This window comes from Actinoplanes nipponensis (assembly GCF_016862275.1).
GTDB classification, from domain to species: Bacteria; Actinomycetota; Actinomycetes; order Mycobacteriales; family Micromonosporaceae; genus Actinoplanes; species Actinoplanes nipponensis.
In genome coordinates, this window is sequence record NZ_BOMQ01000083.1 from 36,053 (window position 1) to 48,840 (window position 12,788).

At 73.6% G+C, this 12,788-nt stretch carries 12 protein-coding genes; 6 read left to right on the forward strand and 6 right to left on the reverse strand.

The window, feature by feature from the left end:
- Nucleotides 1–66 precede the first annotated feature (66 nt).
- Nucleotides 67–1,515, forward strand: a complete 1,449-nt coding sequence (locus Ani05nite_RS34500; protein WP_203775395.1) for an SDR family oxidoreductase — start codon at nt 67–69, stop codon at nt 1,513–1,515.
- Here the strand turns inward: Ani05nite_RS34500 and Ani05nite_RS34505 are convergent.
- Genes Ani05nite_RS34505 through prmC form a run of 4 tightly spaced genes read right to left on the reverse strand, consistent with a single transcriptional unit; the run spans nt 1,512 to nt 4,642 of the window.
- Complete coding sequence (locus Ani05nite_RS34505; protein ID WP_203775397.1) at nt 1,512–2,462, reverse strand: L-threonylcarbamoyladenylate synthase; 951 nt, start codon at nt 2,460–2,462, stop codon at nt 1,512–1,514. The two genes, Ani05nite_RS34500 and Ani05nite_RS34505, sit on opposite strands and share 4 nt — an antisense overlap.
- Nucleotides 2,459–3,082 carry an arsenate reductase/protein-tyrosine-phosphatase family protein gene (locus tag Ani05nite_RS34510; RefSeq protein ID WP_203775398.1) on the reverse strand — a complete coding sequence of 208 codons (624 nt, stop codon included), beginning with the start codon at nt 3,080–3,082 and terminating at the stop codon, nt 2,459–2,461. The genes Ani05nite_RS34505 and Ani05nite_RS34510 overlap by 4 nt, the downstream gene beginning before the upstream one ends.
- 2 nt (nt 3,083–3,084) lie before the next feature.
- Nucleotides 3,085–3,729 carry an L-threonylcarbamoyladenylate synthase gene (locus Ani05nite_RS34515; RefSeq protein ID WP_203775399.1) on the reverse strand — a complete coding sequence of 215 codons (645 nt, stop codon included), beginning with the start codon at nt 3,727–3,729 and terminating at the stop codon, nt 3,085–3,087.
- A gap of 37 nt (nt 3,730–3,766) precedes the next feature.
- Nucleotides 3,767–4,642 (reverse strand): peptide chain release factor N(5)-glutamine methyltransferase, encoded by an 876-nt coding sequence (gene prmC, locus Ani05nite_RS34520; RefSeq protein WP_203775400.1) that lies wholly within the window; start codon nt 4,640–4,642, stop codon nt 3,767–3,769.
- Nucleotides 4,643–4,740: 98 nt separating this feature from the next.
- Here prmC and Ani05nite_RS34525 point away from each other — a divergent pair, with 98 nt between their 5' ends.
- Together Ani05nite_RS34525 and Ani05nite_RS34530 are read left to right on the forward strand one after the other, a co-directional pair.
- Complete coding sequence (locus Ani05nite_RS34525) at nt 4,741–6,246, forward strand: GGDEF domain-containing protein (protein ID WP_203775401.1); 1,506 nt, start codon at nt 4,741–4,743, stop codon at nt 6,244–6,246.
- Nucleotides 6,247–6,271: 25 nt separating this feature from the next.
- Nucleotides 6,272–7,621, forward strand: a complete 1,350-nt coding sequence (locus tag Ani05nite_RS34530; RefSeq protein ID WP_203775402.1) for an outer membrane protein assembly factor BamB family protein — start codon at nt 6,272–6,274, stop codon at nt 7,619–7,621.
- Here the strand turns inward: Ani05nite_RS34530 and prfA are convergent.
- Complete coding sequence (gene prfA, locus Ani05nite_RS34535; RefSeq protein WP_203775403.1) at nt 7,605–8,696, reverse strand: peptide chain release factor 1; 1,092 nt, start codon at nt 8,694–8,696, stop codon at nt 7,605–7,607. The two genes, Ani05nite_RS34530 and prfA, sit on opposite strands and share 17 nt — an antisense overlap.
- Before the next feature lie 85 nt (nt 8,697–8,781).
- Nucleotides 8,782–9,006, reverse strand: coding sequence for a 50S ribosomal protein L31 (gene rpmE / locus Ani05nite_RS34540; protein WP_203775405.1), 225 nt, complete (start codon nt 9,004–9,006; stop codon nt 8,782–8,784).
- A gap of 229 nt (nt 9,007–9,235) precedes the next feature.
- Here rpmE and Ani05nite_RS34545 point away from each other — a divergent pair, with 229 nt between their 5' ends.
- From Ani05nite_RS34545 to Ani05nite_RS34555, 3 genes are read left to right on the forward strand one after another with little or no spacing between them, the layout of a single operon-like run.
- Nucleotides 9,236–10,309, forward strand: a complete 1,074-nt coding sequence (locus Ani05nite_RS34545; RefSeq protein ID WP_203775407.1) for an RNA ligase — start codon at nt 9,236–9,238, stop codon at nt 10,307–10,309.
- Nucleotides 10,306–11,202, forward strand: a complete 897-nt coding sequence (locus Ani05nite_RS34550; RefSeq protein ID WP_203775409.1) for a phosphatase domain-containing protein — start codon at nt 10,306–10,308, stop codon at nt 11,200–11,202. Before Ani05nite_RS34545 ends, Ani05nite_RS34550 begins: the two co-directional genes overlap by 4 nt.
- Nucleotides 11,202–11,834: an RNA ligase family protein gene (locus Ani05nite_RS34555; RefSeq protein WP_203775411.1), complete on the forward strand. Its 633-nt coding sequence runs from the start codon at nt 11,202–11,204 to the stop codon at nt 11,832–11,834. The genes Ani05nite_RS34550 and Ani05nite_RS34555 overlap by 1 nt, the downstream gene beginning before the upstream one ends.
- The last annotated feature ends 954 nt before the right edge of the window (nt 11,835–12,788 follow it).

Sequence of the window (12,788 nt, forward strand, 5' to 3'; positions counted from 1 at the left end):
GGTCGGCGACGCTGCCGGAATCGAGCATATGGCTTGCCCGCCCCTGTCTGCGGGCACAGTGTTGGTATGCGTTGTCTCGTCACGGGCGCCACCGGCTACATCGGCGGGCGCCTGGCCCCCCGCCTGCTCGAGGCCGGCCACGCCGTCCGCTGCCTCTCGCGCAGCGCGGGCCGGCTCCGGGATGTGCCCTGGGCCGGACAGGTCGAGGTGGTTGAGGGCGACTTGTCCGATCCGGCCACGCTGCCGGCCGCGTTCGCGGGCGTCGACGTCGCGTACTTCCTCGTGCACTCGCTCGGGCAGCACGACTTCGAGCGCATCGACCGGGAGGCGGCCCGCAACTTCGCCACCGCGGCCAGGGCCGCGGGGGTGACCCGGATCGTCTACCTCGGCGGTCCGGAGCCGCCCGCCGACGAGCACCCCTCGGCCCACCTGCGCTCCCGCGCCGAGGTGGCCCGGATCCTGCTGGACAGCGGGGTGCCCACGGCCGTGCTGCGGGCGCCGGTGATCATCGGCTCCGGCTCGGCGTCCTTCGAGATGCTGCGCTACCTGACCGAGCGGCTGCCGGTCATGGTCACGCCCCGCTGGGTGAAGAACCGCATCCAGCCGATCGCGGTCCGCGACGTGCTGCGCTACCTGATCGGCGCGGCCACCCTGCCGGCCGAGGTCAACCGCGGTTTCGACATCGGCGGCACGGACGTGCTGACCTACCTGGAGATGATGCGCCGCTACGCCCGGGTGGCGGGCCTGCACCGGCGCGTCATCCTGCCGCTGCGCCCGCTGAGCCCGTGGCTGTCCGCGCACTGGGTCGGCGCGGTCACGCCGGTGCCCAACGCCATCGCCCGCCCGCTGGTCGGCAGCCTCATCCACGAGGCCTTCGCGCACGAGCACGACATCGCGCGGTACATCCCCGACGGCGGCCTGCTGGGCTTCGACGAGGCGGTCGCCCTGGCCCTCGGCAAGGTGCGCGACGCCAACGTCGAGACCCGGTGGTCCAACGCGGTCGGCGGCGACGCGGCCGCCGAGCCGCTGCTCAGCGACCCGGACTGGTCCGGCGGCAACATCTACGTCGACGAGCGCACCCGCGAGGTCGCCGCGCCCCCGCGGGCGCTGTGGCGGGTGATCGAGGGCGTCGGCGGCGAGAACGGCTGGTACTCCTTCCCGCTCGCCTGGTCGGTGCGCGGCTGGCTGGACCGGCTCGTCGGCGGCGTCGGCCTGCGCCGCGGCCGGCGCGACCGCGACCACCTGCTGGTCGGCGAGGCGCTGGACTGGTGGCGGGTGGAGGAGATCGAGCCCGGCCGGCTGCTGCGGCTGCGCGCGGAGATGCGGGTGCCGGGCCGGGCCTGGCTGGAGATGTCGGCCGAACCGGGGCCGGACGGCACCAGCGTCTACCGGCAGCGGGCCATCTTCGTGCCGCGCGGGCTGGCCGGGCACGCGTACTGGGCCGGCGTGCTGCCGTTCCACGGTGTGATCTTCAGCGGCATGGCGCGCAACATCGCCAACCGGGCGACCCGTTAACGGGCGGCGCGGCCCAGCCGGTCGCGGACGGCCAGCCAGTCCTCGGTGTCCGGCGGCGCCTGCACGACGATGGTGCCGGCCCCGGCGTCGTCCAGCCGGTGCAGGGCCGCGTACAGGTCGGCGGCGTACTCCCGCGGGTCGGCGCTGAGCACCTCGGCCGCGTCGAAGTCGCCGGCCGCCTCGTAGCTCAGCACCGCCACCGGGGCGGCCAGGCCGGCCCGGTCCACCGCCGCGACGTCGTCGACGAGCAGCACCGTGGCCTTGGGCGCGTAGTGGCGGCGGCTCATCCCCGGCGACGGCCGGGCCGTGCCGTCGGCCACCGCGCCGGGCAGCGCGATCGCGCCGGTGACCTCGCGCAGCGCGCGCAGGGCCAGCGCGCCCGGGCGCAGCAGCGTCGGGGTGGGCGTGGTCAGGTCCAGCACCGTCGACTCGATGCCCCACGAGGCCGGGCCGCCGTCCAGCACCAGCGGCACGTCCGGCAGGCTGCGCGCGACGTGGGCCGCGGTGGTCGGCGAGATGCCCTCCGAGCGGTTCGCGCTGGGCGCCGCCAGCGGCAACTCCGACGCCTCCAGCAGGCGCAGCGCGACCTCGTGGGCGGGCACCCGGACGGCGATCGTGGTGGCCGGCGCCCCCACCTGCGGCAGGTGCCGCGCGCGGGCGACGACCAGCGTCAACGGGCCCGGCCAGAACTGCGCGGCCAGCTCGTTCGCGACGTCCGGCCACTCCTCGGCCAGCGCGCGCGCCGCCGCCACCCCGGGCACGTGCACGATCAGCGGGTTCCAGGACGGGCGATGCTTCAGGCGGTAGACCTCCGCCACCGCCGCCGCGGAGAAGGCGTGCGCGCCCAGGCCGTACACGGTCTCGGTGGGGAACGCGACCACCGCGTCGCGCCGCAGCAGCTCCACCGCCCGGCGCAGGCCGGCGGCGTCCGGTTCGACGATCGTCACGCGGGCCTCGGCGCTCCCGGCAGCAGCGCGTCCACGAGGGCGTACAGCGCCTCGTCGATGTCGTCGGCGATGCGCTGGAAGGTCTGGTCTCCGCGGCCCCACGGATCGTCGAGGTCGTCGCCGGGCTGCGGCTCGGTCTCGCCGCGCAGCCGGTCGAGGGCGGCCACCAGGGCAGCGGCCCGGGCGGCGAAGGTCTCCGGGTCGACGCCGGCCGGCGGCAACGCCTTGAGCTCCACGTCGCGCAGCAGCCGGCCCAGGTGCCCGAGGACGAACGTCCGCGCGGCCGCGCCGGGCACGAGGGCGTGCACGTAGTCGCTCTGGTCGGCGGTCGCGGTCAGGATCAGGTCGGCCTCGTCGAGCTGGGCGATGGTCAGCTTGCGGGCCGTGAAGCCGTCCGGGCTGCCGCCGCGCAGCGTGATCTGCCGGGCCGCGGGCGGATTCATCTCCTCGCCCTCGTGCCAGCCGCCGGTGCCCGCGCTCACACTGCGCAGCAGGTCACCGAGGTCGGCGTCGGGATCGGCCTTGGCGAGCCGCTGGGACGCGGCCAGCACCAGCAGCCGCTCGGCCATCGGCGAGCGGCAGATGTTGCCCATGCACACGTGCAGCACTGTGAACGGCATCGTCAGGACTCCACGGCCAGGATGTCCGGGACGACGTCGCGCAGCTTCTCGTACGGGATCGCGCCGTTGCGCAGCACCCGCGGCCCGTCGCCGGTGACGTCGACGATCGTGCTCGGCGCCGGGTCCAGGGCCGCGCCCGCCTCCAGATAGATCCGGACGGCGTACTCCAGCTGGTCGCGGGCCTCCTCGGCGGTGGCCGGCGCGGGCTGACCGATCTTGTTGGCCGTGGTGACCGCCATCGGGCCGACCTCGCGCAGCACCTCCAGGGCCACCGGGTGCAGCGGCATCCGGACCGCGACCACACCGCCGGTGTCGCCGAGATCCCACTGCAGGCTGGGCGAGTGCTCGACGATGATGGTCAGCGCGCCCGGCCAGAACGCGTCGGCCAGCTCGCGGGCCGCCTTCGGCAGCGAATAGACCAGGCCGTCCAGGGTGTGCCGGGAGCCGACCAGCACCGGCGGAGGCACCCGCCGGTCGCTGCCGCGGGCGTTCTGCAGGGCATTGACGGCGTGCGCGGTGAACGCGTCCGCGCCGACGCCGTACACGGTGTCGGTGGGCAGCACGACGAGCTCACCGCTCTTGACCGCCTCGACGGCGGCGGCGACACCGCGATCGCGCTCGGCCACGGCCCGACAGTCGTAGAGCATCACAACTTGCAGTGTGCCATGGTGCGCCCGGAGTGCCCTACACGCGGCGGGCGGTCGCGTAGCGCGGGCGACCGGTCAGGTCCTCGTGGGCGACGACGTCGGTGAAGCGACCGTCCGCGCGCAGCAACTCCGGTACGGCCGCCGCGTGCCCGTCGTCGTGCTCGATGCCGGCGACGCCGCCCGGCCGCAGCAGCGCGGCGGCCAGGGCGATCACCGGCCGGATCACGGCCAGGCCGTCGGCGCCGCCGAAGACCGCCTCCGCCGGGTCGTGCTCGGCGACCTCCGGCGGCACGGCGGTGCCGTCGGGCACGTACGGCGGGTTGCAGAGCAGCACGTCCACCCGGCCGCGGCAGTCGGACAGCAGCTCCGGATCGGTGACGTCCCCCGCGACGACCCGCACCGCCGGGAACGCCTGCGCGTTGCGCCTCAGGTACGTCAGCGCCGCCGGCGAGCGCTCCACCGCGAACACCCGGCCCGGCGCGGCCTCGTCGGCGACGGACAGGGCGATGGCTCCCGTACCGCTGCACAGGTCGACCACGGTGGCGCCCGGCGCCGTCCGCTCGATCCCCCAGCCGGCCAGCAGCTCGGTCTCCGGCCGCGGCACGAACACGCCGTCGCCCACCACCAGCTCGAGATGGCGGAAGGCGGCCGTGCCCAGCAGATGCTGCAACGGCACCCGCCGGGCCCGCTGCTCGACCAGCGCGCCCAAGCGCCGCGCCTCGTCGCCCCGCACGGTGTCGAGCAGCAGCAGCCGGCCCCGGCCCACCCCCAGCACGTGCGCGGCGAGCAGCTCGGCATCGACGCGCGGCGAGGAAACCCCCGCCTCGGCCAGCCGCGCGGTGGCCGTGGCCAGCACCGGCGCCAAGCGCGTCCGTTCCGTCCCCTCCGAGGGGTGTTCGTGCGTCGGCGTCACGGCATAATCATGGAACGTCGTCTCTCGACGGTGACCGGCCGGGTCACTTGTCGATGAACGGCGCCGGCAGGAGGGGCCTGGATGGCCGTGGCGGCACCATGACGTGGCTGGATCAGCTTCCCGATTCCGTCGACGAGCTGCGCAGCGCCGGCCAGCTCCAGCAGGTGGGCCGGTCGGCGGAGGCGCTGGCGATCCTCGACAAGGTGCTCGCCACCACGACCGACCCCATGACCCGGGCGTACGCGCTGGTCCAGCGGTTCGGCGCGCTGATCAACCTGGGCCGGGTGGCGGAGTTCGCCACCGCGATGACGCTGGCCGCCAACGCCGTCCGGGAGACCTCCGACCCGTACCTGCGCGGGCAGATGCACGCGTTCGCGGCCCTCGGCGCCCACCTGCAGAGCGCCCTCGACCGCGGCGTCACCCACCTCGTGCAGGCGTCCCGGGCGCTGGCCGCGGTGCCCGACGGCGACAGCGAGACGGCGTGGGGCTGGCACGACCTCGCCATGGCGTACAGCTACCTCGGCTTCCACGGCCACGCGCTCACCGCCATCGAGCAGGCCCGGCAGGTCGGCGCCGCGGCCGGCATGCCCAGCGAGGTCTTCGCCGCGCCCGGCATCCGGCTGCGCAACGCGGTCTCGCTGGACCACCAGGGCGACACCGACGGCTGCCTGCGGGTGCTGCGCGACATCGACGCCGAGCTGACCCGCTACGTCGCCACCGGCGCCGACGTGCGGCTGCGCCCCAGCAGCCGGCCCGTCTACGGCTACGCGCTGGCCCGCCGGGCGGCGCTGGGCGAGCCCACCGGCACCGACGTGGCGGCGCTGCTGACCAGCGGCGGCGACAGCGTCCGCTCCCGCGACCTGCGACACCTGGGCACCGTCTGCCTGGACATCGCGGCGGACAAGGCCGGCGAGGCGCTGCGCAAGCTCGACGCCGTACCGGTGTCCCAGGAGATCCTCGGCCCGGCCGAGCCGGCCCGGCTGCGCAGCATCTGCCACGCCTCGGCCGGCGACCACGCGGCCGCCCACGCGGCCGACCGGCACGCCTTCCGCCTGGCCGCGCAGCGCATCGACCGGCTGCGCGACGGCTACCTGGACGGCGTCGCGGCCCGCCTGGACGCCCAGGAGACCCACCGCGACGTGGACCGCTACGGCGACGAGACCCTCACCGACCCGCTCACCGGCCTGCCCAACCGCCGCCAGCTCGAACGCTACGTCGCGGCGATGCTGGCCCGCGGCGAGCGCGCGGCGATCGGCGTCTGCGACCTGATCGGCTTCACCGCGGTCAACGCCCGGCACGGCCGGCACTGCGGCGACCTGGTGCTGCAGCGCATCGCCGGGGTGCTCAACCGGGTCATGCGCCGCGGCGACTTCGTGGCCCGCTTCGCCGGCGACGAATTCGTGGTGGTGCTGCCGGGGGCGGGGCCGACCCAGGCGGCGGAGGTCTCGCGGCGGATCAGCGCGGCCGCCGCCGGCGAGAACTGGCAGGTCCTGGTCCCGGGCACGCCGATCGGCCTGGCCGCGGGCTGGTCCGAAGTGGGCACGAACGGCCGGACGCTCAGCGCCGCCCTGGCCGCCGCGGCCTCGCACCGTACCCCCGCGTAACGCCCGCCGGCCTTAGTCTCGCCCTATGGCCGTCATCGAGCTGGGGCTCGTCCACTCCGGCGGCGGCGAAGAGGCCGACGACCCGCCCCGGCGCCCGCCGGGACGGCGGGACCTGCGGCGCGTGCTCGTGGCCGCGGTGACCGCCCTGTGCGTGCTCACCGTCACCGGCTCGGCGCGGCCCGACCCGCGCGGGCTGCCACAGCTCTGGAGCATCGCCTACGAGCAGGGCACGGGCGCCTTCATGCTGAACGGCGACAGCGTCTACGTGCTGACCCAGCCGGGCGCCGACCAGCTCGCCGCGTACGACCTGCGGACCGGCGCGAAGCGCTGGTCCCGCCCCTCGCCGGACGAGGCGAGCTGGCTCAGCGAGATCGCGGCCGGCGCCCTGCTGCTGCCGGCCGGGATGGCGACGGCGGAATACCAGGAGGCGGACGGCTCGACGGTCACCCGCGACCTCAGCCGGGACACGGCCGCGGTCGACGCCGCCACCGGCCGGCAGCTCTGGCGGCAGGCCGGCGAACTGATCACCGTCGCCGGCGACCGGGCCCTGCTCGGCGAATGGAACGCCGACGGCGACGAGATCACCACCTTCCGCGTGGTGCGGGTACGCGACGGCGGCACGGTCTGGTCCCGCCCGGGCCGCGACGTCGACTCCTGGGTCATCGACACCGCCGTCGGCGCGACCCGCGACCGGCTGGTCACTCTCACCGCCGGCGGCCGGGCCGAGGTGGTGGACCTGGCCGACGGCTCGCTGCTGACCACCGGGAACCTGCCCGACGTCCCGCAACCGCGGCAGCAGGACGACTACACCGCCATGACCCTGGACGGGCGGCAGCTCTACCTGGACCGCAGCCGGGACGGGCGGATGACCGTCACCGCCTTCGACACCGAGACGCTGCGCCAGCTGTGGCAGACGGCGCGAGCGGCGCCCGGCGGCATCTACGGCTGCGGCCCGGTCGTCTGTGTCACCGGACCCGACGGGACCGAGGGCCGCGACCGCCGGACCGGCCGGCCGCGCTGGCGGATCCCCGGCGCCGCCAACGCCTTTCCGCTGCGCAACGGCCTGCTGCTGGTCGACGACGACGAGACCGGCGCCCGGCACCGCCTGGTCGACAGCGCGACCGGCCGGCAGATCGCCGACCTGGGCACCGCCGCGCCGGTGTGGGACTTCCGGCTCGACGGCACGCCGTACGTGCTGGCGCACCCCCGGACCCCGGGCGACCTCATGCTGATCAGCCGGGTGGATCAGCGGACCGGCGAGACGCTGCTGCGCGGCACGATCCCGGCGGTGCAGGACTTCGGCTGCCAGAGCAAGGACGCCCTGGTCGTGTGCGCCACCCGGGACAGCCGGCTGACCGTCACGGACGTCGGCTGATCTCCGTCTCGCCGGCCAGCCGGGCGGCCCGGTCGGCCTCGGCCAGCGCGTCGAGCACCGGATCCAGCTCGCCGCCGAGCACCAGATCCAGGTTGTACGCGGTGTAGCCGATCCGGTGGTCGCTGATCCGGTTCTGCGGGAAGTTGTACGTCCGGATCCGCTCCGAGCGGTCCACCGTGCGCACCTGGAGCTTGCGCGCGTCGGAGGCGGCCGCGTCGGCCTGCTCCTGCGCCATGGCCAGCAGCCGGGACCGCAGGATGCGCATCGCCGACTCGCGGTTCTGCAGCTGACTCTTCTCGTTCTGACAGCTCACCACGGTGCCGGTGGGCAGGTGCGTGATCCGTACGGCCGAGTCGGTGGTGTTGACCGACTGGCCGCCGGGCCCGGACGAGCGGAACACGTCGACCCGGATGTCGCCCGGCTCGATGTGCACGTCGACGTCCTCGGCCTCGGGCAGCACGAGCACCCCGGCGGCGCTGGTGTGGATGCGCCCCTGCGACTCGGTGACGGGCACCCGCTGCACGCGGTGCACGCCGCCCTCCCACTTGAGCCGGGACCAGACCCCGTGGCCGCCCTCGGGCACACCCCTGGTCTTCACCGCCACCGAGACGTCCTTGACCCCGCCCAGGTCGGAGTCCTGGGCGTCGATGACCTCGACGACCCAGCCGTGCTTCTCGGCGTACCGGGTGTACATCCGCAGCAGGTCGCCGGCGAACAGCGCCGACTCCTGGCCGCCCTCGCCGGCCTTGATCTCGACGATGACGTCCTTGGCGTCGTGCGGATCGCGCGGGATCAGCATCTCGCCGAGCTTCTCCTCCAGCGGCGCCAGCGCGGCCGCGACCACCTCGACCTCGCCGGCGAACGACGGGTCCTCGGCGGCCAGCTCCCTGGCGGCGGCCAGGTCGGCGCGGGCCGCCTCGAGCTCGACGTGGGCGGTGTAGAGCGGCGCCAGCTCGGCGAACCGGCGCCCGACGCGGCGCACCAGGGCCTGGTCGGAGTGGATGGAGGGGTCCTCCATCTGCTTCTCCAGGTCCGCGTACTCGGCAAGCAGCGTGGTCAGCCGGTCGGTGCTCATGGGGTGCCGCCTTCTTCGGTCGTCTGGCCGGGGAAACACGAACGGCGCCCGACCCCGGGAACCGGGGTGGGCGCCGTCGAGGCAGCTACTTCTTCTTGGCCGCGTTGACCTTCGCGTACTTCGCCTGGAACTTGGCGACCCGGCCCGCGGTGTCCAGCACGCGCTGCTTGCCCGTGTAGAACGGGTGGCAGGCGCTGCAGGTCTCGACGCGGATCTCGGCGCCCTTGGCGGTGCTGCGGGTCGTGAACGTGCTACCGCAGGAGCAGATGACCTCGGTCGAGGTGTACTCCGGGTGGATTCCGCTCTTCATGGTGTCTCGGTCCCTCTCGATGATGTGGTCGCCGGGTCGCCGTCAGCACCGAACCGCCCCGCTAGGGCGGACGACTCGAGCGTGAACCGGAACCATTGCTGGCCGATGGACCAGTCTGCCATGCCACCTGCCCCGATCAGAAATCAGGAGGCACTGCTTGGTCCATGGTCGATAACGTGAGCGGCCCCCGTCGCATTCCCGCGGCGGCTGCGCACGGAGGGAAAGTGTCATGACGCTGCTCGCGGACGTCCTCGACCCGGCCGAACTGGCCACGGCGGTCGAAAACGGGCACGTGCGGGTCCAGCGTCACCCGGCGCGGCCGTACGAGATCTACAACTACACCGAGGCCTGCCAGTACGCCGGCGCCTGGACCCCCGTCACCCTGGCCTGCCGGGGCCTGATCGTCTCCGGTGACACCGTGCTGGCCCGCCCGTTCGGCAAGTTCTTCAACCACTCGGAGAGCCACGCGCCGCAGCTGCGCCTGGACGCGCCGGTGGCCGTGACGGACAAGGCGGACGGCAGCCTCGGGATCATCTACCGGGACGGGGACGAGCTGGCCGTCGCCACCCGCGGCTCGTTCGCGTCGGAGCAGGCCCGGCACGCCACCGCGGTGCTGCGCACCCGCTACGCCGGCTTCGTGCCGCCCGCCGGGCTGACCGTGCTGGTCGAGATCGTCTACCCGGGGAACCGGATCGTGCTCGACTACGGCGACCTGGACGACCTGATCCTGCTCGGCGCGGTCGACATCGCGACCGGGCGCACCTTCGGGCCGGCCGCGGTGCCGGACTGGCCGGGCCCGGTGGTCGACTCGTTCGGGTACGCGACGCTGGCCGAGGCGCTGGCCGCGCCGCCGCGGGACGGGCGGGAGGGGCTGGTGGTGCACCTCACCGACTCCGACGAGCGGATGAAGATCAAGTACGCCGAGTACGTGCGGCTGCACCGGCTGGTGACGGGGCTGTCCGCCCGTACCGTGTGGGAGGTGCTGGTCTCCGGCGGCGACCTGGACGCGCTGACGGAACCGCTGCCCGACGAGTTCCACGCGTGGGTCACGGCCGTGGCCACCGAGCTGACCGAGGCGGTGGCGACCCTGGCGAAGGCGGTCGAGGCGGAGTTCGCGGCGATCGTCGCGGAGCTGCCGGACGGCTGGGGACGGCGCGAATTCGCGGGCCGGGCCGTGCGCAGCGAGCACCGGGGCGCGCTGTTCCTGCGTCTCGACGGCAAGGACTACCGTCCCGGGCTGTGGCAGCTCGTCCGCCCGGCCGGCGACGTCACCCCCGGCGGCAACCAGGTGAGTGAGGAATGACCAGACTGCTGATCACCCGCGGGCTGCCCGCCTCGGGCAAGACCACCTTCGCGCGCAAGCTCCAGCCGCAGGTCGTCCGGGTGAACCGGGACGACCTGCGGCGGATGCTGCACGGGCAGCGGCTGTTCACCCAGTGGGCCGAGAGCCAGGTGACGCACGCCCAGCGGGCCGCCGTGGAGGCGCTGCTGCGCGCGCACGCCGACGTGATCGTCGACGACACCAACCTGCGGGCCAAGACGGTACGGGAGTGGGCCGAGCTGGCCGCGCGCTTCCAGGCGTCGTTCGAGGTGCACGACTTCACCGACGTGCCGCTGGAGGAGTGCCTGCGCCGCGACGCCGACCGGGCCGAGGACGAACGGGTCGGCGAGGCCGGCATCCGCCGCATGCACGAGCGCTACCTGGCCGGCCGGAACCTGCCGCTGCCCGTCCCGTACGTGGAGCGGGGCGGCCCGGGCGTGGTGTACGACCCGGATCCCGAACTGCCGCCGGTGGTGCTCGTCGACATCGACGGCACGGTGGCGCTGATGAACGGCCGCAGCCCGTACGACTGGGACCGGGTCGGCTCGGACACGCCGAACCCGGCGGTCATCGCGGCGGTACGGGCCATGCACGCGGCCGGACACGCCATCGTCTTCTGCTCGGGACGCGACGCGGTGTGCCGGGCCGAGACCGAGGCCTGGCTGGATCTTTACGTGGACGTGCCGTACGAGGCACTGTTCATGCGGCCGGAGGGCGACTCGCGCAAGGACGCGATCGTCAAGCGGGAGATCTTCGACCGGGAGATCCGCGACCGGTGGCGGGTGGTCGGGGTGTTCGACGACCGCCAGCAGGTGGTACGCATGTGGCGCGCCCTGGGGCTGACCGTGTTCCAGGTGGCGGAGGGGGACTTCTGATGGCCGGGCAGGACGGGAAGTACCCGCGAACTTTCCACCTGCCCGACTCCCCCGGCGCCGGCGCGGACGACAAGATCCAGCACGATCTGTCCTGGCTGGACGGCGAGCTGGTGGTCACGGAGAAACTCGACGGCGGCAACCTCACCTTCACCCGCGACGCGATGTACGCCCGCTCGGTCGACTCCGGCACCCAACCGTGGGACCGGCCGGCCAAGGCGCTCTGGGCGATGACGGCGTACCGGATCCCCGACGACTGGCGGGTGTGCGGCGAGTCGATGTGGGCCCGGCGCAGCATCGCCTACACCGACCTGCCCGGCGTCTTCATCGTCTTCGGCATCTGGGACGAGACCGGCACCCTGCTCGGCTGGGACGACACAGTGGACTGGGCGCAACGGCTGGAGCTGCCGGTGGTTCCGGTCCTGTACCGCGGTGGCAGCCTCACGGAGGCCCGGGGGGCGTGGGCGAGGTGCCGCGATCCCGAGAGCTCCGAGGGTTTCGTGGTACGCAGCGCGGGGCGCATCCCGGCGGCGGAGTTCTCCCATCGGGTGCTGAAGTGGGTTCGCGAGGACCACGTCCGGACGGATGCGGCGTGGCGCCACCGGGATGACTTTCCGCTTAACGAGTTCGCGTGAGCGGGTGGCGGTGTGGGGTCGGGGGACCGGCTCTGTCGGCGATGTTGTGGAGCCGTCGGCCGCCCGGGGGTGCTCCGAGATCCGTGGCGTTTTCGGGGCCTGTTGGGTGGATCTTGTGGAGGCGGGGTGCGTTCGGCGGGGTGAGCGTCACAAGATCCGGGCTTGTGGCGGCGGCGCGAGCCGATCTTGGGGAGGTGCGGCTCGTTGAGTGGGGTCGCCGCTTCAAGATCCAAGCTCGACCAGATCTTGTGACGTGGTGGCACGTTGAGCGGGCCGGTCGCTACAAGATCCGCGGACCGCTCATGTGAAGCCGGGGCGGGTTGGCCAGGGTCGGCGCCACAAGATCCGAGCTTCCGGCGGCGGCACGAGCCGATCTTGGGGAGGTGCAGCTCGTCGAGCAGGGCCGCCGCCCCAAGATCCAAGCTCGAGGGCAGCGCAGCCAGATCTTGTGGCGTGGTGGCACGTTGAGCGGGCCGGGCGCCACAAGATTCACGCGCAGGCGACAGCACGGCCCGCCCTTGTGAAGCCGTAGCGCGTTGGACAGGGGTCGGTGTCACAGAGTTCGCGCACAGGCGACAACACGGCTCGATCTTGTGGAATGGTGGCGCATCCAGCGGGGTGGACGCCACAAGATCTGCACTCAACGGGCCAGCAGGAGCCGATCTTGTGAAGATGCGACCCCTCGACCACGGCAGCCGCCCCAAGATCCCGAACTCAAGGAACCACACGGCCCGATCTTGTGAAGTGGTGACGCGTGGGGCAGGCGACAGCACGGCACGCGCTTGTGAAGCCGTGGCGCCGCTGGAAAGGGTCGGTGCCAGAACCCGCGCGCAGGCGACAACACGGCTCGATCTTGTGAAGTATCGGCGCATTCAACGGGGCTGACGCCACAAGATCCGCACACGACCGACAGCACAACTCGACCTTGTGGAGCGGTCGCACCCTCAGCACGGA

What these genes read in the sequence shown, in the direction of transcription:
- Ani05nite_RS34500 (WP_203775395.1), top strand. Translation starts at nt 67, where the DNA reads ATGCGTTGTCTCGTCACGGGCGCCACCGGCTACATCGGCGGGCGCCTG.
- Ani05nite_RS34510 (WP_203775398.1), bottom strand. Translation starts at nt 3,082, where the DNA reads ATGCCGTTCACAGTGCTGCACGTGTGCATGGGCAACATCTGCCGCTCG.
- Ani05nite_RS34515 (WP_203775399.1), bottom strand. Translation starts at nt 3,729, where the DNA reads ATGCTCTACGACTGTCGGGCCGTGGCCGAGCGCGATCGCGGTGTCGCC.
- Ani05nite_RS34525 (WP_203775401.1), top strand. Translation starts at nt 4,741, where the DNA reads ATGACGTGGCTGGATCAGCTTCCCGATTCCGTCGACGAGCTGCGCAGC.
- Ani05nite_RS34530 (WP_203775402.1), top strand. Translation starts at nt 6,272, where the DNA reads ATGGCCGTCATCGAGCTGGGGCTCGTCCACTCCGGCGGCGGCGAAGAG.
- prfA (WP_203775403.1), bottom strand. Translation starts at nt 8,696, where the DNA reads ATGAGCACCGACCGGCTGACCACGCTGCTTGCCGAGTACGCGGACCTG.
- rpmE (WP_203775405.1), bottom strand. Translation starts at nt 9,006, where the DNA reads ATGAAGAGCGGAATCCACCCGGAGTACACCTCGACCGAGGTCATCTGC.
- Ani05nite_RS34545 (WP_203775407.1), top strand. Translation starts at nt 9,236, where the DNA reads ATGACGCTGCTCGCGGACGTCCTCGACCCGGCCGAACTGGCCACGGCG.
- Ani05nite_RS34550 (WP_203775409.1), top strand. Translation starts at nt 10,306, where the DNA reads ATGACCAGACTGCTGATCACCCGCGGGCTGCCCGCCTCGGGCAAGACC.
- Ani05nite_RS34555 (WP_203775411.1), top strand. Translation starts at nt 11,202, where the DNA reads ATGGCCGGGCAGGACGGGAAGTACCCGCGAACTTTCCACCTGCCCGAC.